We start from the raw sequence: 19,209 nt of genomic DNA on the forward strand, positions 1-19,209 counted from the left end.
ATGCCTGCGAAGAAAAAGGAAGGGAAGGATTATTTCCAGACGATCAAGACGGTCAGCCGCGCCCTGGGAACCACCATGGAGAGGGACAAGCTTCTCGACCTGGTCGTCCGGAGCGCCGTGGAGACCATGGACGGCAAGGCGGCCGCCCTGTTCCTGGCGGATGAAAAGACGAACCGGTTTGTACCGGTCGCCCAGAAGGGACTCTCCCGGAAGTACCATCATGCCGGCCCGGAGAGCGTGGGCCAGGTCCCGAAGGAGATCATGAAGAATGGGTACCTTCACTACCGGGACGCGGTGAACGACAAGCGCCTGGCGAACCGGGACCTCAAGAAGGCAGAGGGGATCGGCTCCATCCTGGCGGTGCCGGTCCTGGTGAAGGACCGGCCCATCGGAATCCTCTCCCTCTACACGGCAAAGATCCGCGACTTCTCCGACGATGAAATCGAGTTCCTCACCACCCTGGCCGAGCAGGGGGGAATGGCGATTGAACACGCGCGTCTCCTGGAGACGATCCGCGCCTACATCCGCATCTCCCTGGAGCTGATATCGGACATCAACTCGAGCCTCGACATCCGGGTGATTCTCCAGACCCTGACGGAGAAGATGGCCAGGGCCCTCGACCTGAAGGCCGCCAGCATCCGCCTGCTGAACGACGACAAGACGGAGTTGCGCCTCGTCGCCAGTTACGGCCTGAGCGAGAAGTACCTCCACAAGGGTCCGGTCTACGCCGAGCAGAGCATTGCCGAGGCGCTCTCGGGGGTGCCCGTGATCGTCCGGGACGCCGCCAAGGACAAAGGAGTCCAGTACCGCAAAGAGAAGAAGGAGGAGGGCATCGTTTCGATCCTCTGCGTTCCCATCAAGGCCAGGGAGGGCGTCATCGGCGTGCTTCGCCTCTACACGAACGCTCCCCGGGAGTTCTCGGACCAGGACATCCAGCTGGTGTCGGTCCTGGCCCATCAGGGCGGCCTGGCGATCCAGAACGCGAGCCTCTTCATGATGCTCCAGGATGATTTGAAGGGGATGAAGGACGACGCGTGGAGTCATCGCTGCTGGTTCTGACGATCTCGCACGAAGCCCGGATGCGGCGTTGCGCTTCATCCCTCGTCGCTGCGATATGCCGGGGAAGGCCGGACATCCTGAAAAAGACGACCGACGCTCGGATCGGAAACGGAAAGGAGAAATGACATGATGGGCATCACCATCGACCGGATGAAGGTCGGAGACGCCGCCGAGCTTTCCAAGACCGTCTCGGAGACGGATGTTTACCTGTATGCCGGCATCAGCGGCGACTTCAATCCGGCTCACCTGGACGAAGCCTATGCCGGGAAGACCTTCTTCAAGGGCCGCATCGCCCACGGCATGCTCTCGGCGGGCTTCATCTCGGCCCTCCTGGGGACGAGGCTGCCGGGGCCGGGGACCATCTACCTGCGTCAGGAGCTGAACTTTCTGGCGCCCGTCCGCATGGGGGACACGATTACGGCACGGGTGGAGGTGGCGGAGCTGACCCCCGACAAGAACAGGGCCCGCCTGAAGACGACCTGCCGGAACCAGGAGGGGACCGTCGTGCTGGACGGGGAGGCCGTCGTCATGCCGCCGAAGGCTCCGAAATCGTGAAAACCGGGATGTTTCGCAATGATCCGGCCGAGGTGACGCCCGGGGAAAGCGGGCGCCCCCCGGCCACCGCAACCGGCCGGGAGGGCGGCGACAGGAAGGTCCGGGCGGCCTTTTTTCGAAGGAGCCTGTTTCTCTTCCTGGTGATGGGTGTCCTGTCGGGCTGTGCTTCCCTGTCGGGACAGCCGGTGACGGATCCGGCGGCCTGGCCCGGCCGATGCGAGGCCCTGCGGCGGGACCTTGAGAAAGATCCTTCCGCCGCCGTTGTGGCCACCCCCCGGCCCGACCGGTCCTATTCCGTGCCCTACTGGGTCCTCGTGGTCGACGGCGTCTCCATTCCCATCCCCCCCGTTCCCTATCGGGACATCCGCGTCCTGCGCGCCGGGTTTTCCCGCGGCCTGCCGACGGTCGTCCTCGTCGGCGCGGAGCCTCCGACCGCCGTATCCCTGACTTCCATGCCTCCGCCGCCCCCCTACGAAGACCTCTTCGCCCTGGCCGGAGAAGACCCGACGGACGAGGGCCGGGCCCTGACGAAGCGCCTCTTCGGCGGTCCCGTGAAGCACGACCGGCTCCTGGAGATCGGGTACGCCGGCCGTCCGGCCGACCTCACCTGCCGCCCGGAGAACCGGGAGAAGGAAATCCCCCTGGCCGTGGCGCTGATCCTGAAGACCGTCGGCAACCCGCTGGAGGAAGTGCATGAAGGGATCGCAGGACGGCGCGGCTGGATGACCCTCACGACCGAAAAAGGCGAGGCCGTCCGCTGGCAGGCGACACTTCCCGCGAATGGCCGCTGGCTCCTCATCGACGTTCGCACGGCCGCCGGGGGGCCTTTCCGGGACGCGGGCCTGGCCGTCGGCAGAAACGACATGGTGCGGGCCCTGGGCCGGCCTTCCTGGCTGGCGGCCCTGGCGGCGGTCCTGGATGACCCGGAGAACGGAAGGCTCTGGGAAGTCCTGGCGGACGCGCTGGCAAAGGCGGACTTCCCGCCGGAGTCCGTCGGTCGTGTCCGTCAGATGGCCCCGGGGGCGGTGCGGTGAATAATCCGGGAGCCGGCATGAACCCTTCGCCGTTCCGTCGGACGGCGCGCACGATCCTGACCGTCCACGTTTTTCTCGGCGCGTTCCTCCTGTTTTCCCTGGAGCCGATGACGGGGCGTCTCCTCCTGCCCATCATGGGCGGAACCATCCAGGTCTGGCTGGTCTGCCTGATGTTCTTCCAGGGAATGCTCCTGGCGGGTTACCTCTATGCCCATCTGTACGCCGCCCGGGCCGGCGCCGGCCATCTCCTGCTCCTCCTGGTCCCGCTGGCTTTTCTTCCCCTGTCGATTCCTTCGGCCCCCGACCCGGCAGCACCCCTGGCGTCGCTCCTCCGTCTGCTCGCGCTCCATGTGGCCGTCCCATTCGGCATTCTGTCCACCACCGCCGTGGTGGCCCAGCTCTGGCTGTCCCGCTCCGCCCTGGGCGGCGGAACCAATGTCTTCGTCCTCTATGGTGCATCCAACGCCGGTTCGCTTCTTGGACTGCTGGCCTATCCCTTCCTGGTGGAGCCGTACCTCGGCCTGGCGGCCCAGGGACGGATCTGGACCGCCGGCTACATTCTTTATGGGATCCTCGCAGCGGCCGCCTGGCTCCTCCTTCGACCGCAAAAGCGGCTGCCGGAGGAAGCGGAGACGTCCGGTCCGGCGGCCGGTGCCGCTTCGGAGGGGGGGAACTGGATCCCCTGGATTCTCCTGAGCGCACTGCCTTCCGCCTTCCTCCTGACGGTGACCAACGTCATCGCCGTGGAAGTCGGCTCCTATCCGCTTGTCTGGATCCTCCCGCTGGCCCTGTACCTGGCCAGCTTTGTCGTTGTCTTCCGGGACGGACCGGGACTTCCGGGCAGTTTGAGACTCCTGTGGCCGGAGATCCTGCTGGCGGCACTCCTGCTCTACCTGCTGACGTCGCCCCGGCTGACGTACCTGGCGGCGCACCTGGCGGTCCTCTTCGTCCTCTGCCTGCTGGCCAACGACGCGCTGTACCGGCTCCGGCCGCCGCCGGCCCGCCTGACGGGATACTACCTGGTGATCGCCCTTGGCGGCGCCCTCGGCGGCGCCGCCATCAGCCTCGGCGCCCCGCTCGCGTTCGGCGGCCTCTACGAATACCCGCTGACGGTCCTTGCCCTGGGTGGGGTCTTGGCGTGGATTCAGCGAAGGGACCTGGCGGAGTTCTGGAGACACTCGACGGGGGTCATGAAGAGCATGCGGGCGGCAGGCCTTGGCGTCCTGGCAGGGATGATCCTGCTGGGCGCCTGGTCGGTGGGCTCCTTCCAGGAAAAGGAGCGTCTGCGGAATTACTACGGCATTCTCCGGGTGGTGGAAGAGGCCGCTGGTTCCGACGCCCCCCGGGGGGTCCGGACGCTCATACACGGATCCACGCTCCACGGCACCCAGTTTCTCGACGAATCGAGGCGCAGGAAGCCTACCCTGTATTATGGAGAAAACCGGGGGTTGGGAGACGTCTTTGCGGGGCTGCCCGTTCCCCGGAGAGTGGGTGCCGTCGGGCTCGGGGCGGGAACCGTGGCGGCCTACGGGCGGCCCGGGGACCGGATCGACTTCTTCGAGATCGACCCCGACGTGGAGACGGTTGCCCGGCGCTGGTTCACCTACCTGGCCGATACACAGGCCCGGGTGCGGGTCTTCCCGGGGGACGGACGGCTGTCCCTGGAGCGGGCCGCGGGGGGAGAAGAAGGCTACGATCTTCTGTTCGTCGATGCCTTCAGCGGCGATGGCATTCCAACCCACCTGCTGACGGTGGAGGCTGTCGAGGGATACCGGAAGCGGCTGTCCGCGGACGGGCTGATGGTCTTTCACCTCTCCAACCGCTATTACGACCTCCGGCCGGTCGTGAAGGCGATTGCCGGGAGCATGGGTCTGATAGGGGCCGTGAAGGTGGCGGGTCCCGATCCCGCCGATGGCCGCTACCGTCTGACAACGGTCTACGTGGCCCTGGCGGCGGCGCCCGGCCGGCTGGATGCGCTTACGGAACGGGGATGGATTCCCTTCAGGGCGGACGACGGCATTCCCGCCTGCCGCCCCTGGACGGACGATTACGTGAACGTCCTGGTGCCGCTGGCCGCAAAGATCCGGGCCGGACAGCTATGATGCGAGGGGCTTCTTTTTTTTCTCGAGATGCCGCCCCATGCTTTTCATGAGATTCTGAAACTCCTCCGTCTGCTTCTGCATCAGGCCCTGGAGCCCCTCGATCATGCCGGACGGATCCAGCCCCTTCTCCGCCAGGAGATTCTGCTGACGGAGAACGGTTTCTTCCAGCCGGGCGACCGCCTGCTTCAACTCCTCGTTTTCCCGCTGCAGGGCCTCCAGATCCTCCCGGGGGGCGACATTGAAGAGGGCCAGGTATTCGTGGAGGGACTGGAGGAAGGATTCGCGGGTCTGCCGCCAGAAATCGGTGATGTCCGTGTCCCTCTCCCGGTCGAGTCCGTAGGCTTTGCGAAAGAACTCCGTCAGGCTCTCGGAGCCCTGGAAGCCCTGGCGCATCCAGGCCGTCACGTCCTCGAACTGCTGGCGGCCCCGGGCCAGGGCCAGGAAGTAGCGTCCCCAGAATTCATAAAAGCTTCGGTCCATCGGGTCACCTCCCAGGGGCATCCTCAAACGTTCGGATGCAGGGTCTTTGTCCTTCCGGCATTCATGCTTCCGGAAGGGGTTTTTCGGTTTCTTCCGCCTCCGCCTCGAGATCGAGCTGGAAGCGGACGGGCCCCCGGTATCCCTTGCCGAAACGGGTGTGGAGGGCGCAGGCGGATTCAGGATCGGACCAGGACGTGGCAATGGCGCCGTGGCCCTTCGGGAAGGGCGTCACCTCCACGTTGTCGAGGTGGTCCAGGGGCGCCAGGGCGGCATCGCGGTCCACCAGGTCGTCCCCTTCGGCGTAGCAGATGAGCCAGCGGATCCCCTTCTCGCGGATGCCCCGCAGGTTGAGGGTCCTGCCGAAGAGCGTCACCGGAAGCGTGCCGTCGGCGGTGATGGGGATCGTGTAGGAGTCGAAGCTGAGCCGGGTGATTCCCTCCGGCAGGTCGTTCCGGTCGTAGATCAGCCAGTGGTTCATCGCCGCCGCCGTCTTTCCGATGTGAACGGGTCCGCCGTCTCGCTGGAAATTGGTCATGTCCCGGTAGAGGGTTACCAGGGGCGCCTCCTTCTCCATGCTCTTGAGCTTGTAGACCCAGCTCATGACCTTGCCGTCGACGATGCGGTTTCCGCTGGGCAGCTCCTTGACGGCGTAGTTCAGGTCCCGGAAGCGGGGAGGAAGGTGCTGCATGTATTCCACGAGCGACCTGCTCCGGGTGCCGTCCATGGGAGCGACACAGGTGATCAGCGCGTCCGCCAGTCCGTCGAGTTCCCCCGACAGGATGTCCAGGAGGGCGATGAAGCCGCCCTGGCAGAAACCGTTGAGCGTGACGGGGCGGCCATGGGCGGCCTTCAGGGTCTCGCAGAACCGCCGGGTGTCCAGGGCATCGTCCTCTCCGGTCATGACCTGCACTGCCGGATTCGTCTCGATGTCCTTGAGGATCCGGATGTACGTCGGAACGCCCTGGTTGGCGAAGGCGTGGACGTAGCTCTTGTTTTCCCCGGGCAGGAAGGCCAGGATGTTGGGGCCCAGGACGTAGGGGTGCATGATCAGGACGGGCTTGCCGGATTCCCGGGTTTTCACGTCCGGATCCCGCGGCAGGACCCGGTACAGGGAGAAGCGGTCCGTTTCATCCGCCAGAACGTATCCGCCATCGTCGAAATGAAAGCCGAACTCCGGCCCGATGGCCCGGATCGCCTCGGGGTAGCGGTACACCAGCGCGTCCATCAGCCGGGCCATGCCGGCGCTGTAGTCCCTGAGCCCTTCCTCCCGTTTGCCCAGGAGGCTGTTGAGAATCGCCCTGCCAAGACGGAGAGCCTCCCGGCGGTGGAAGTCGTCAAGCCCGCTCATCGTCCCTTTCGCGCCCTGCTCGGCAATCTGGGTGTTGAACCGGAGCAGTTCAAAATAATCTACGGCGCTCTGCAGAACGGGCGTCCGGACGAGCTTGTCCTTCTCCAGCGAGCTGAAGGAGCCCAGGGCCGTCCAGTAGGGGTTCATGAACTCGTTGAGATAGGCCAGGACGCCGACGCCGTAGTGCTGTCCGGCTTCGACGGTACCGGTCGCCGTCTCCACGGCCCGCAGGTAGTACTCTGTCTGGAGATCGAGGAGGGAACGAACGGATTCCCAGAGGGGGACCGAGATGCCGGCGGGATACGTCAGGGTGCTCTTCAGGAGCGAGGTGTTGGCCTGCCAGGTCTTCGTGAAGGCAGTGAACAGCTCCATGTGTGTCTCGGCAAGCCGCTGCCGGCATTCGCGGGTTATGGAGAAGGCGGCTTCGGAGATGGTTGCCGGTGACCCGGCGGTTCTTGTGTTCATGGCGAATCCCAGGATCGGTTGCATAAACGAATCCCGGCGGTCTCACGGCCGCCGGGATCCGAAGTTCAGGAATTCCGAAGTCGAATGAATTTCCCGGGCGGGACGCCTCGGTCTACTTCGCCTTGGCGAAATATTCCTCGACCTTCTTGTAGTTGGCGTCCACGATGCCCTTGTAGTCTTCGCGGCCCTTCTTGTAGGCCCGGACCCACTCGCTGATGAGCTTCTTCCCCTCCTCGGGAAACCACGGGGCCTGCTCCATGTACATGTTGACCATCTTTTCCGTCTGGTCCTGGAGGACCATCATGGCGTTGAATGTGTTGTCGAAGGCCGTCTTGTTGAAATCGATCATCTGTTTGGTAATCTGTTTGGGATCCATCTTCCAACCTCCTTTCATAGGGATACGGGTTCTGCCGGCACGTTCCGGCGATGCTTACTTCGCTTTGCCTGCCTTCCCTGCTTCCTTTGCCACGTCCTCCCATGTCTTGGAGGCGAAGAACTTTTCCACTTTCCCGTAGCTCTCGTCCACGGCGCTCCGGAAATCCTCACGGCCCTGGCGGTACGTCTTCATCCACTCCCCGACGATCTTCCGGCCTTCTTCGGGAATCCAGGGGGACTGGTCCATCGCGGTCTGCATCATCTTCTCCGTCTGCTCCTGCAGAATCGTCATGGCGTTGAAGCTGCTGTCAAAGGTTGTCTTGTAGAAACCAACGATCTGTTTTACGATTTTTTCCTGTTCCATGCTCCGGGTACCTCCCTGCGCTCCTGCGCTTGATTTTTGCCGCTAATATAACCCGGCGGAAGGGCATGTCAAGGGAAAATGTTGCATTGCAATATAAATCATTCGGAAGCGGTCCTTGGTGTCGACCTATGATCTGAATGATATTATTGATGTATTATTCGTCATGCTTTTTTCCGTTCAGAAGAAAATATAATTTATGTTGCAATGAAACAATCTTCCCGGTAGATTGTTTCCACACCGGGAGAAAAGACCATGGCCGAGACACTGCTCGTCAGAAAATATGGAAACCGCCGCCTCTACGATACGGAGCGGAGCACCTACATCACGATCGAGGAACTGACCCGCCTGATCAAGGAAGGCCGGACCGTCTCCGTCGAGGATGCTAAGACGAAGGAAGACGTGACGGCCTTTATCCTGACCCAGATTCTCCTGGAGGAATCCCGTAAGAGGGAGTTTCTGCTTCCCGTCCCGCTTCTTCACCTGGTGATCCGCTTCGGGGACAACCTGCTCTCGGATTTTTTCGAGAACTACCTCCAGCAGATCATGAAAAACTACCTTGCCTACCGGGCCGTCGCGGACGACCAGTTCAGGAAGTGGCTGGACCTGGGGACCGAATGGTCCCAGGCAGCCGGGAAATCCGCCTCCCCCCTGTCTCCTTTCCAGAACTTTCTCGACCTGTTTTCCGAGACCCCCGGCAGGGGAGAGGCCTCAGAAAAAGGAAAGGAGCCTTCGCCATGAACCCCGAATGGACGAAAACGGTTGACGCCGTCCTCGATCGCGTCCGGGATCCCGAGAGCGGGCTTCCCGTCTCGGAGCTCGGGATCGTGAAAAAGGTCCGGCTGAGCGAAGAGGAGAAAACGCTGTACGTATTCCTCGACACGTACGGGCACCTGCCCCGGTGCGTCACCTGCGCCGCCATTGCCCAGACGGTCCTGGCCGGAATCGTCCGGGATCTCGATGCCGCCTTCCGGGACACATTTCCCGGCCTGGACGTTCAGATCGTTCCGGCTGACGTGGAATGAGTACAGCCCTGAAACAGGGTGATCCGCTTAAAAGAAGCGTCCGAACGTCAGCGCTGCATACATGGGATCGTGATCCGCGCGCAGGTTGCGGACCATCACGACGTGGGACTTCTCCTCCTTGATGATCTTCTCGATCAGCTTCTTCTGTTCCCGGTCCCGGGAGAGTCTCACCATTTCCGTATAGAACAGGATCGCGTTCGTCTCGGCCTTCATGGCTATGACGGCCGCCGCCACGACACCGTCCACCTTTTCGAGGCGCTTGTTCACCGTTTCACCCTTCGGAAACAGCCCCTCCTGTACGATGGACTCCAGGTAGTCGTCGATGTCGGGGTTCTTCAGCGACGGATCGATTCCCCCGATGTCCGCCTTCGACTTTATCTCTGTGAACAGCTTCAGGTGCTCCGCCTCCTGTTTGGCAAGCTTCATGAAGAGGTCCTTCAGGTCCCGGTCGGCAAACTTCTTCGCCGCCTTTGTATAGAACTCGATGCCTTCCTTTTCGGCCCGGATCGCAAAATCGAACACATCCAGCTGCTGTCTCTTCGCCATGACTCCCCCTCCCGTGATGGATGATGTACGGTTGGTTTTTTCCAGTGAAAGCTGACTGTGACCGAGATGCGGAACCGGATTCCGCGGTTCCGCCTGACCGGTTGCCTGGATGAGTCTCGTGGAAAGGATCGATTAAGCCGTTTGTCCTTACCGCAGCGGGAGCGGCGGCGCGGACCCTTCAAACACGTGCGATTCGCGAAAGGTTCAGGATGGAAACCGGAAACGTGTGTGCTGGAGGTTGCCGTCTTTTCTTTAAAAACTGCCCGACGGTTTCCGGGATGTCAAGAAGAAACTCCATCAGAATACGGACTTCCTCCCGTCCTTGAGCCCCTTCTCGGTCTCCGGCTTCCCCTTGCACTCCACCGGCATCGGGATGTCCTCGCCGGGTTCGCAGGGTTGGTTGCTCATCGATTTGGCGGCACAGCGCCCGATGAGATAGCCCGCGTCGTAGCAGGATTTCGGAGCCTTCGTTTCCGGTCCCGAGGCTGCGGGTGCCGGCTGCTTGACCGCACCGGTCGCGGCGGCCGGGGGGGCCGTCTGCGCCTTGCCGGCCGGGGGCTTTCCGTCTCCGCAGGCGGCCGGAAACCAGGCGGCAAGCATCAGCAGGATCGCCAGCCCAATCCCAAGACGTTCCCGTTTCATGAGTCCTCCTTGCCTGCTTTTTTCTTTCCCGGGGAGCCGGGCCGCTCATCCTTCAGGATTCCCGGGAGCCACCGGTATACGGGACCGAAGGTCCGGCCCACCTGCCCCTTCCGGGGGACGATGAACACAAAGCATCTCTTCTGCTCCGGGACGACTGCCACATGCCGCAGCTCGCCCGGGTCAGCATGGTCCGCAACAAGGCGGGCAAGCTCGTCGCGGATGGCCTTGTTCCCGAAGTAGAGCCAGAATTCTCTTCCGCCCCAGGTGAGGGACTCTTTCCGCAGCGCCGCTTCGTTGGTGATCTTCGGGCCCCGGAAGCGGGCGTAGCCCTTTTCGATCAGGTGCCCTTCCTTGATCGGATCCCGGCGCAGGTAAATGGTGATGAACATGCGGTCGTACTTCCGGATGAGCTTCGAGATGGGCATCCAAAGCCAGGCCTGGCGGGGCAGGAAGGTGAGGGTGGCATCGATCCTCTCCGCCGGAGCCTGCTTCGGGGGAAGCAGGTTTGCATGGTAGCCGATGAGTCCCCCGATGTTCGTGAACCGCTGGTCCACGGGCTTCACCACGTCCACCAGGTCGTTGAAGGCCGAGAGGAAGAGGCCGTTGTTGATGCGTTTGCCCCAGAAATATCCCAACCCCAGGAGGAAGGAGAAGGCCAGGAACAGATAGAAAAGTGGTTCACCCATCAGGTGTTCGTATGGAAACATGGTATCCTTCTTTTAGCGTGTCGACAGGTGGACCGTCAAGTCCTCCGGGATCTCGAAGAGCCGCCCGCCCTGCTCCATGCCCAGGGACGGATTCCAGGAAACGTTGACGAAGTGCACCCCGCCGCCGGCGAGCGCCTTGATCGCCCCGGTCACCTGGCGGGCCGCCGCGCCGTTCTCCGTTGTGATCTTGTTGAGGATCAGGAGCCGCAGGGGCAGCTTCAGGTCCCGCAGCCCTTCCAGCAGGCGCTGGGACTCCCGGAGGGAAAGCAGGTCCGGATTGAAGACGACGGTGACGCCGCAGTCCGCTCCCTGCAGGGTCCCGGTCAGGCTCGCAAAGTTTGCCCGCAGCGTCTTGAGGTGGTCGAGGATATCGTCGCCCTCCTCGTCGTATTTCAGGCGGATCTCCTTCGCCTTCGACCGGGAAGCGGGGTTCCGGATCTTCTGGATGGTGTGGCGCTTCTCCAGGATGTGCCGGCGGATGGCCATCAGGCGCTCGATCCAGGTTACCGTCACCAGCGGCAGGGCGAGGAAGCGCAGGGTCAGGCCCGTGGGCGGTGTATCGAAAACGACATGGTCGAACCCGTCGGCCTCCCGGATCGTCCGCTCGATGGCCGTCAGGAGGGCGTACTCCTCGATCCCCGGCGAGTACTGGAGGATCGAGAAATACCGGTCCAGGTTGAGCGTCTGGAGGTAATGGTATGTCTCGTTCAGGACCCGGGACTCCCGCTTCAGGTAATCCTTTGCCAGCCGGTGCAGGTCCACTTCTTCCAGGTGAAGGTTCCTGGAAAAGGCCTTCCGGCGGTTCTTGAGCTCGATTCCAAAGATGTCTCCGAGGTTGTGGGCCGGGTCGAGGGAGACGATCAGGACGCGGGCCCCCTGCGAGAGCTGCCAGGCCGCGGCGGCCGCCATGGTGGACTTGCCCACCCCTCCCTTGCCGGTGAAGAAGTGGATTCGCATCAGTCGACCCCCAGGACCCCGATCATTTCGGCCAGCATGTCGCCGGCGTCCTCGGCCCGCTGGTTCAGGACCTTCAACTCCTGTTCCATGAAGGGGAGGAGTTCCACGGCGAGAAATGTCGGCGGGGCCGGGTGGCCGACGAAGGAGCCCAGAAGCAGGAGGGCGAAGATGTTCTCCAGTTCCTGGGCTTCCACGCAGGTTAGGGCTACCAGCTGCTCCCGGTGGGCCGCGTCCATGTCCGAGAGAATCTGCCGGCAGCGCTTGAGGAACGATCGGGGCATGGGGAGGGGGCTCTCCGGGGATGAACGAAACGGGGGAAAAGGGGTATGGAACCCCGGCCGTGCGGCCGGGGTTCCGCCCGGGTTACGGTTACCGTCAGGACTCCTTGCGCATCTTGATGAAGTCCCAGATGAACAGCATGTTCAGAACGAGCATGATGCCCATGATGATCTGCACCGTCCAGCCCTGTCCGGGGGCCTTGGCGATGTTCGCCGGCATGACCACGATCATGAACCAGATGATGGCGCAGGTCACCGTGATCCAGAGCAGGTAGGCCGGGATGACCGCCATGATGGCGAACTTCGACTTCAGCCGCTTGGACACGTAGGCCGCCCCCGTCATGAGGGCGATGGCGGCGATGAGCTGGTTCGCCGCGCCGAAGGAGGGCCACACGATGGTGAACTGCTTGCTCCAGGCCAGGTACATCCCGATCAGGGCCGGCACCAGGGAGGCGATCCAGCGGTTCGTCAGGACACCATAGATCCCCTTGGCCGTTTCCTTCACGGGCGCCAGCATCTCCACGAGGCAGTAGCGGGCGATGCGGTTCGTCGTGTCCAGCGTGGTCAATGCAAATGCGGAGATCCATAGCCCCGCGATGATCTTGACAAGCTTGTTCGGGAGGAAGTTCAGGAAGCTTGCCGCCACCATGTCGGCGTAGGTCTGGACGACCAGGTTCGCCTGGGAGAGCTTCAGGCCCTCGGAGACCTTGGTGAAGAGGGCTCCCCAGTTGTCCAGGGTCAGGGCAAAGGCGGGGGCCGTGAAGACGGCGCCCGCGGCGGCGGCCTTGGCGGCATCGGCGGCCACCTGGGCCGCATGGGCGTTCTTCAGGGCCGTGTAGCCGAATCCGGCGATGCCGCAGATGACGATGGTGGAGAGGAACCCCTCCGTGAACATGGAGCCGTAGCCGATAAAGAGGCCGTCACTCTCCTTGGAGATCTGCTTGGACGACGTCCCCGAGGCCACCAGGGAGTGGAATCCCGAGAGGGAGCCGCAGGCGATGATCAGGGGGATGGCGGGCCAGAACGGTGTCGGCTTCCCACCGACCAGGATGGGGGAGAACTCCGTGAAGGCCGGGATCTCGACCGCGTGGAAAGTGAAGAAGGCGGCGATGAACCCGATGGCGATGCCGAAGTAGAGGAGCCACGAGTTCAGGTAATCCCTGGGCTGGAGCAGGATGTTCACGGGGATGGCCGCGGCGATGATGATGTAGAAGAAGAGGATCACCAACCACGTCTCGAAGCTCAGGGCTACGGGAACGAAGGTTCCCCCCCAGATGGCGGCACACATCAGGGCGATCCCGATGATCGTGGCCACGGGCAGGTTCATCTTCATCTGGTAGATCAGGTACCCCAGGATGAGGGCAACGATGGTCACGAAGATGGAGGCCCCGGCGATCTCCGGGGTCTTGACGAACATGGACGAGATGACCGTCGCAAAGGCCGCCACGACAAGGACCAGGAGGAAGAAGACGATCCAGTAGAAGGCCGTGCCGGTCCGCTTCGAGATGAGGTCCGAGGCAACGAACTGGATGGACTTGCCGTCGTAGCGCATGGAGGCCATCAAGGCCAGGTAGTCGTGGACGGCGCCGATGAAGATGTTGCCGAGCCAGACCCAGGCCAGGGCGGGGAGCCAGCCCCAGCACATGGCCATGGCGGGACCTACGATGGGACCCGCGCCGGCGATGGAGGAGAAGTGATGGCCGAAGAGGACCATGCGGTGGGCCGGGACGTAGTCGACGCCGTCGAAGAGGCGCTTCGAGGGGGCCTCGACCTCGTCCGAGGCCCGGACGACGTCCCGCTCGATCTTCTTGCCGTACGTGAAGTACAGGCCGACGTAGAGAATGAAACCGATAATACCGATGACAGTGGTGGTCATGCGCGACCTCCTTTCCAGAACAACGGGCTATGCCCGGAAGACTTGTTCCACCGCAGGATTCCCGGCCGTGCTCCACCTTCGAGCAGGAATGCCGGGGACCGGCGGCCCGAAGAATAATGAATTGCAGAGAAAAACTACTCTCCCGGCACTTTGCAGTCAAATGATTTTTTCCCCTCGAACCATTTTCAGAGTATTCCTTAGGCAATCAATACACACTTTCATCATTCCGTGTGGCACCGCTTTTCCGATGTCCGTGTCGATGGATTCAATTTTTGGAAAATCTGTGCTGGAAAAAAAAGTTGACATCCGATGCGCCGGGAGTACTCTGATCACCGGGGACGCACGCTGCGTCCATCCTTTCATCCGCCCGGCATCGCCATCGAGGTGCACCATGAATCAGGAACAGGCAATGGAATCGTTTGAGGGGCTCAAGATCGGTGCCAAGATCCGGGAAGCGAGGGAGAAGAAATCCCTGACCCTGCAGGATCTGGCGGCCCGATCGGGAATCAACCGGGAGAGCCTGGAGAAGATCGAGGCCGGTGAATTCGTCCCGCCCGTGGCGACCCTCCTGAAACTCGCCCGGTCGCTCGGCGTGGGGATGGCCCGCTTTTTCGAGGATGACCAGCCCGCCGTCAGGGTGTCCATCACCCGGCTCGCCGACCGCCGCCGGATCGCCCGCCGGCCTCACCACGGCGAGGGGGAGGTGGATTACGCCTACGAGTCGCTGGAGACCCGCAAGCCCGAAAAGCACATGGAGCCGCTCTTCGTCGAGTTCCAGCCGCTGGAGACGGGGGGCATGGTCTTCGCGTGCCACGACGGCGAGGAATTCGTCTATGTCCTGGAGGGGCGGCTCGAGTTCCGCACCGACGACCGGGTGGAGACGCTGACCCCCGGGGAATCCCTCTACTTCGATTCCAACCAGAACCACAGTTTCCGGGGTCTCGACGGACGGCCCGCGCGGGCCATCGTCGTCGTCTGGAGCCCCTGAGCACGGGAGACGGGACATGGTGGAGATCCGGTTCCACGGCCGTGGCGGCCAGGGGACGGTCGTGCTGACGATCCTCCTGGCCAAGGCCTTCTTCCAGGCGGGCTGGCAGGTCCAGAGCTTTCCCTTCTTCGGGGTCGAGCGGCGGGGGGCGCCGGTGGAGGCGTATCTCCGGCTGGACCGGACAAAGATTCTGGCCCGGACGAACGTCACCACGCCGGACCACGTGGTCGTCCAGGACCAGACGCTCCTGACGAGCATCGACGTGACCCGGGGGCTCAAGCCGGGGGGATGGGTTCTTCTCAACAGCGCAACCGATCCGGAAGACCCGGGTGCCTACGCCGGCCAGCAGCTCGCCTGTGTGGACGCGGGCCGGATCGCCCTCGGTCACCGGCTCGGGAGCCGGACCGCACCCATCGTCAACACGGCCATGATGGGAGCCTTCGCCCGCATGTTCGGTGAGCCGCCCATGGAAGCCATTGTCGCCGCCATCCGCGAAGAGGTTCCGTCAGAGCCGGACCGCAACATTGCAGCGGCCGAGGAGGCCTACCGGGCAGTCCGGATCCTCGGCCGGGTCCCCGTGTCCTGACCCAACGGGAGGGGAACGCATGAACCGAGACCAGAGCAGGGCCGAGGCGCTGTTTCTGCCCCGGTCCTTCACCACCACGGAAAGCAACCTGACGGGCTCGTGGCGGTACCTCCGTCCACGCTTCGAGGAGAAGACGGCTCCCTGCAGCGCCGCCTGCCCCGCCGGAGAAGACATCCCCCGCATCGAAATGCTGACGACCCAGGGCGCCTTCCGGGAGGCCTGGGAGACGATCCTGATGGAGAATCCCTTTCCGGGAGTCTGCGGGCGGGTCTGTTTCCATCCCTGCGAGGGGGTCTGCAACCGCGGCGGATTCGACTCGGCGGTGGCGGTCCACACGGTGGAGCGCTTCCTGGCCGACTCGGCCGTCCGCAACGAATTCCGGTCCGACCTGGGACGGCTTCCAGCCCGGAAGGAGCGGATCGCCATCGTCGGGTCCGGTCCCGCCGGCCTGTCGGCGGCCTGGTTCCTGGCCCGCCTGGGATACGGCGTCCGCGTCCTGGAGGCCCTTCCGGAGCCGGGAGGAATCCTGCGCTGGGGCATCCCCGCCTACCGTCTGCCGCCCTCGGCCCTCCGGCCGGAGATCGCCCGCCTGGAAGCCCTGGGCATCGAAATCAGGACGGACTGCCGGATCGACCGGGCAGGCCTGGAGTCCCTGGAGCGGGATTATGACGCCGTCTTTCTCGGCTGCGGATTCGGAAAGGACCGGCCGCTGGGAATCCCCGGGGAGGAGGAGCGGGGAGTCGAAGACGGGCTCGCCTTCCTGTCCCGCATCCGCGGCGGTGAGGAGCCGCGCCTGGAAGGCGTGTCGATTGTCGTGGGCGGGGGAAACACCGCCGTCGACGTCGCCCGGACCGTCGTCCGCCTGGGCGGACGGGCGGTCATTGCCTACCGGCGCCGCCGCCGGGACATGCCGGCCTTCGACGAAGAGCTGCAGATGGCCCTGGAGGAGGGGGTCGAGCTCCGGGAGCTCATGGCGCCCGCGGGTGTCGCGCGCCGGAACGGGAAGCTTGCGATCACGTTCCGCCGGATGAAGATCGAGGGCGAGGACGCCGACGGACGGGGGCGCATCGTCCCGGACGGCGAGGCGACGCTGGAGGTGGAGGCGGACCGCCTGTTCACGGCCGCCGGCGCCGGTGCCGCCGAGGACTGGCATCTGCCGCCCCGGAAGGAGACGGGCCTCGTCCGGCTCAGCCACACCGTCCTCACCGCGTCGGAAGGCCGTCCGGTGCGGGTGTACGGCGGCGACACGACGAACGACGTCCAGATGGTCGTCACCGCCGTTGCCTCGGGCAAGCAGGCTGCCCTGGCCCTGGACGTCCTGTTCCGGGAGGGGCCGGCGGCCGTCACGGAGCGGCTCTCCGCATGCGCCGTCGGGCCCGGGCCGTCGCTTTCCATGGAAATCTACACCGGCGGCCCCCGTGGTCTCCGGACCCGTCATGTTGTCCTGCCGGAGGAGATCAACACGGACTACTTCGCCTTCGAGCCCCGGATCACCCAGCCGCGCCTCCTGGTAGACGAGCGGTCCCGCTCCTTCGCCGAGATCGACTTGAAGATCTCCGCCGGGCTGGCCATGCGGGAAGCGGGCCGATGCTTCAACTGCGGCATCTGCAACGGTTGCGACAACTGCTACCTCTTCTGCCCCGACGTATCCATCGCCCGCGGCCGGGAAGGGGAGAACCGCCGGATCAACTACGACTACTGCAAGGGGTGCGGGCTCTGCGTGGTGGAGTGTCCCCGCAACGCCATGACCCTGGAGGGGGAATCATGAAACGGGTCCTCGAGGGAAGCCATGCCGTGGCCGAGGCGGTCCGGCTGGCCAACGTCCAGGTCATCTCGGCGTACCCCATCACGCCGCAGACGCACATCGTGGAGATCCTCTCGGACTATTGCGCCTCGGGAAAGATGAACGCCCGCTTCCTCCGGGTCGAGAGCGAGCACTCCTGCCTGGCGGCCCTGATCGGCGCCCAGAGCACCGGCGTCCGGACCTTCACCGCCACCTCCTCCCAGGGGCTGGCCCTGATGCACGAGCTCCTGCACTGGGCCTCCGGGGCGCGCCTGCCCATCGTCATGGCGGAGGTGAACCGGGCCCTGGCACCGGGGTGGAACATCTGGACGGACCAGAGCGACAGCCTGGCCCAGCGGGACACCGGCTGGATGCAGTTCTACTGCGAGGACGCCCAGGAGGTCCTCGATACGATGCTGATGGCCTACCGACTGGCGGAGATGGTGAACCTTCCGGCCATGGTGGTCCTGGACGCCTTTTTCCTGTCCCACACGTATGAGCCGGTGGACATCCCGGAGCAGGAGGAGGTGGACCGCTTCCTGCCGGCATACGCGCCGGGCTTCCGCCTGGACACGGCCCATCCCTTCGCCCTGAGCCCCCTGGTGGCGCCGAACGCCTACATGGAGATGCGCCGGGAGATCGCCGCCGCCATGGAGGACGTCCTGGTGAAGCTCGACGCCGTGGAAGAAGAGTTCGCCGGGGTCTTCGGCCGCCGCTACGGTGCCGTGGAGGCGGTCCGCTGCGAGGACGCGGAGATCGTACTCGTGACCAGCGGAACGGTGACGAGCACCGCGCGCATTCTCCTGGAAGAGCTGCGGGCGAAGGGGGAGAAGGTGGGCATTCTGAAGATCAAGCTCTTCCGGCCGTTTCCGGTGGAGGCCATCCGCCGGGCCCTGGCGGGGGCAAAGAAAGTCGCCGTGGTGGACCGCAACTTCTCCTTCGGGGCGACGGGCATCTTCGCCCAGGAGGTGCGGGCCGCCGTGTGCAACGTGCCGGACCATCCGCCCGTCTTTGGGTTCATCGCCGGCCTGGGAGGCCGGGATGTCACGACGACGGTGCTGGCGTCGATGATCGAACAGACAAAAGCCGCCGGGGTTCCGCCGGCGGAGAGCATCTGGATCGGGCTTACGGAGGCGGCCTATGCAACTGGACGTCCTTGATCAGGAACTGATGTGCTCGGGCCATGTGGGCTGCCCGGGATGCGGGGCTACCATCGCCATGCGCTTTTTCCTGAAGACCCTCGGGGAAAAAACCGTCATGGTCCTGCCGGCCTGCTGCTGGTCCGTCATCGCGGGACCCTATCCCCAGTCCACCCTGAAGATCCCGGTCATCCACTCGGCCTTCGAGACGGGGGGAGCCACCGCCACCGGCGTCCGGGCGGCCCTGGACATGCTGGGAGACACCGAGACGACCGTTGTCACCTGGGCCGGCGACGGGGGGACCTTCGACATCGGATTCCAGGCCTTAAGCGGCGCCGTGGAGCGGAACGAGGACTTCATCTACGTCTGTTACGACAACGAAGCCTACATGAACACGGGGATCCAGCGCAGTTCCTCGACGCCTTACGGGGCGTGGACGACAACGACGCCGGGCACGCACTGGAAGCATCTCCGGAAGAAGAACATCGTGGAGGCCCTGGTGGCGCACCGGATTCCCTATGCGGCGACGGCGAACATCGCCTTCCCGGAGGACCTTGTACGGAAGGCCCGGAAGGCCAAGTCCATCAAGGGCTCCCGGTTCCTTCACATCTATGCGAGCTGTCCCACGGGCTGGCGGATTCCCTCCGAGATGTCCATCAAGATCGCCCGCATGGCCGTCCAGACGAACATCTTCCCCCTCTACGAGGTGGAGGACGGCGTCCGGTACACCATCAACTACAAGCCCAGGGAATACCTGGTCCGGGAATACTTCAAGCTCCAGGGGCGGTTCCGGCACCTGACGGACCAGGATCTGGACGCGATTCAGGAGATGGTGAACGAGGACTGGCAGCTCCTGCTCCGAAAGGCCGGGGAGCACGCCTGAGCGGCGGGGCCGAGCGGCGG

Annotated in this window: 21 protein-coding genes; 11 read left to right on the forward strand and 10 right to left on the reverse strand. The window is 64.0% G+C overall.

Annotated features, from left to right (window positions below):
- The 4 genes from PLO63_04740 to PLO63_04755 all read left to right on the forward strand — a co-directional run bounded on the left by PLO63_04740 (window position 1) and on the right by PLO63_04755 (window position 4,750).
- A complete protein-coding gene (locus PLO63_04740; GenBank protein ID HOI73436.1) occupies window positions 1–1,059 on the forward strand; it encodes a GAF domain-containing protein in 1,059 nt (352 codons plus the stop codon).
- A 126-nt stretch (window positions 1,060–1,185) separates the two neighbouring features.
- Entirely contained in the window at window positions 1,186–1,614 is a 429-nt protein-coding gene (locus tag PLO63_04745; GenBank protein HOI73437.1) for a MaoC family dehydratase, read from the forward strand.
- 8 nt (window positions 1,615–1,622) lie between these two features.
- Complete coding sequence (locus PLO63_04750; protein HOI73438.1) at window positions 1,623–2,648, forward strand: hypothetical protein; 1,026 nt, start codon at window positions 1,623–1,625, stop codon at window positions 2,646–2,648.
- A 17-nt stretch (window positions 2,649–2,665) separates the two neighbouring features.
- On the forward strand, window positions 2,666–4,750 hold the full coding sequence (locus PLO63_04755; GenBank protein HOI73439.1) for a fused MFS/spermidine synthase: 2,085 nt from the start codon (window positions 2,666–2,668) through the stop codon (window positions 4,748–4,750).
- Here the strand turns inward: PLO63_04755 and PLO63_04760 are convergent.
- The 4 genes from PLO63_04760 to PLO63_04775 form a co-directional block, all read right to left on the reverse strand.
- Window positions 4,745–5,230, reverse strand: a complete 486-nt coding sequence (locus PLO63_04760; GenBank protein ID HOI73440.1) for a hypothetical protein — start codon at window positions 5,228–5,230, stop codon at window positions 4,745–4,747. The genes PLO63_04755 and PLO63_04760 overlap by 6 nt on opposite strands.
- 61 nt (window positions 5,231–5,291) lie before the next feature.
- Window positions 5,292–7,043, reverse strand: coding sequence for a hypothetical protein (locus PLO63_04765; GenBank protein HOI73441.1), 1,752 nt, complete (start codon window positions 7,041–7,043; stop codon window positions 5,292–5,294).
- Window positions 7,044–7,155: 112 nt separating this feature from the next.
- Entirely contained in the window at window positions 7,156–7,419 is a 264-nt protein-coding gene (locus PLO63_04770; GenBank protein HOI73442.1) for a hypothetical protein, read from the reverse strand.
- Between the two features lie 54 nt (window positions 7,420–7,473).
- Complete coding sequence (locus PLO63_04775) at window positions 7,474–7,782, reverse strand: hypothetical protein (GenBank protein HOI73443.1); 309 nt, start codon at window positions 7,780–7,782, stop codon at window positions 7,474–7,476.
- Window positions 7,783–8,034: 252 nt separating this feature from the next.
- Between PLO63_04775 and PLO63_04780 the strand changes: the two genes are divergently transcribed.
- The gene (locus tag PLO63_04780) at window positions 8,035–8,520 is read left to right on the forward strand and encodes a polyhydroxyalkanoate synthesis regulator DNA-binding domain-containing protein (GenBank protein HOI73444.1); all 486 of its coding nucleotides are present in this window, start codon (window positions 8,035–8,037) and stop codon (window positions 8,518–8,520) included.
- Complete coding sequence (locus PLO63_04785; GenBank protein HOI73445.1) at window positions 8,517–8,804, forward strand: hypothetical protein; 288 nt, start codon at window positions 8,517–8,519, stop codon at window positions 8,802–8,804. Before PLO63_04780 ends, PLO63_04785 begins: the two co-directional genes overlap by 4 nt.
- A gap of 27 nt (window positions 8,805–8,831) precedes the next feature.
- Here the strand turns inward: PLO63_04785 and PLO63_04790 are convergent, their stop codons facing one another.
- From PLO63_04790 to PLO63_04815, 6 genes are all read right to left on the reverse strand, one after another.
- Complete coding sequence (locus PLO63_04790) at window positions 8,832–9,350, reverse strand: ferritin family protein (protein HOI73446.1); 519 nt, start codon at window positions 9,348–9,350, stop codon at window positions 8,832–8,834.
- A 297-nt stretch (window positions 9,351–9,647) separates the two neighbouring features.
- Window positions 9,648–9,992, reverse strand: coding sequence for a hypothetical protein (locus tag PLO63_04795; protein ID HOI73447.1), 345 nt, complete (start codon window positions 9,990–9,992; stop codon window positions 9,648–9,650).
- Window positions 9,989–10,699: a hypothetical protein gene (locus PLO63_04800; GenBank protein ID HOI73448.1), complete on the reverse strand. Its 711-nt coding sequence runs from the start codon at window positions 10,697–10,699 to the stop codon at window positions 9,989–9,991. Before PLO63_04800 ends, PLO63_04795 begins: the two co-directional genes overlap by 4 nt.
- 12 nt (window positions 10,700–10,711) lie before the next feature.
- A complete protein-coding gene (locus PLO63_04805; protein ID HOI73449.1) occupies window positions 10,712–11,656 on the reverse strand; it encodes an ArsA family ATPase in 945 nt (314 codons plus the stop codon).
- Window positions 11,656–11,937 carry a hypothetical protein gene (locus tag PLO63_04810; protein HOI73450.1) on the reverse strand — a complete coding sequence of 94 codons (282 nt, stop codon included), beginning with the start codon at window positions 11,935–11,937 and terminating at the stop codon, window positions 11,656–11,658. The genes PLO63_04805 and PLO63_04810 overlap by 1 nt, the downstream gene beginning before the upstream one ends.
- 94 nt (window positions 11,938–12,031) lie before the next feature.
- A complete protein-coding gene (locus PLO63_04815; GenBank protein ID HOI73451.1) occupies window positions 12,032–13,810 on the reverse strand; it encodes a carbon starvation protein A in 1,779 nt (592 codons plus the stop codon).
- A gap of 409 nt (window positions 13,811–14,219) precedes the next feature.
- Here PLO63_04815 and PLO63_04820 point away from each other — a divergent pair, with 409 nt between their 5' ends.
- Genes PLO63_04820 through PLO63_04840 form a run of 5 tightly spaced genes read left to right on the forward strand, consistent with a single transcriptional unit; the run spans window position 14,220 to window position 19,189 of the window.
- Window positions 14,220–14,798 carry a cupin domain-containing protein gene (locus PLO63_04820; protein HOI73452.1) on the forward strand — a complete coding sequence of 193 codons (579 nt, stop codon included), beginning with the start codon at window positions 14,220–14,222 and terminating at the stop codon, window positions 14,796–14,798.
- A gap of 16 nt (window positions 14,799–14,814) precedes the next feature.
- The gene (locus PLO63_04825) at window positions 14,815–15,384 is read left to right on the forward strand and encodes a 2-oxoacid:acceptor oxidoreductase family protein (GenBank protein ID HOI73453.1); all 570 of its coding nucleotides are present in this window, start codon (window positions 14,815–14,817) and stop codon (window positions 15,382–15,384) included.
- Between the two features lie 19 nt (window positions 15,385–15,403).
- Window positions 15,404–17,152: an FAD-dependent oxidoreductase gene (locus PLO63_04830; protein HOI73454.1), complete on the forward strand. Its 1,749-nt coding sequence runs from the start codon at window positions 15,404–15,406 to the stop codon at window positions 17,150–17,152.
- Window positions 17,149–18,327 (forward strand): pyruvate ferredoxin oxidoreductase, encoded by a 1,179-nt coding sequence (gene porA / locus PLO63_04835; protein ID HOI73455.1) that lies wholly within the window; start codon window positions 17,149–17,151, stop codon window positions 18,325–18,327. Before PLO63_04830 ends, porA begins: the two co-directional genes overlap by 4 nt.
- Window positions 18,308–19,189: a 3-methyl-2-oxobutanoate dehydrogenase subunit beta gene (locus PLO63_04840; GenBank protein ID HOI73456.1), complete on the forward strand. Its 882-nt coding sequence runs from the start codon at window positions 18,308–18,310 to the stop codon at window positions 19,187–19,189. The genes porA and PLO63_04840 overlap by 20 nt, the downstream gene beginning before the upstream one ends.
- Window positions 19,190–19,209 lie beyond the last annotated feature (20 nt).

The organism is Syntrophales bacterium (assembly GCA_035363115.1).
Classification (GTDB): Bacteria; Desulfobacterota; Syntrophia; order Syntrophales; family PHBD01; genus PHBD01.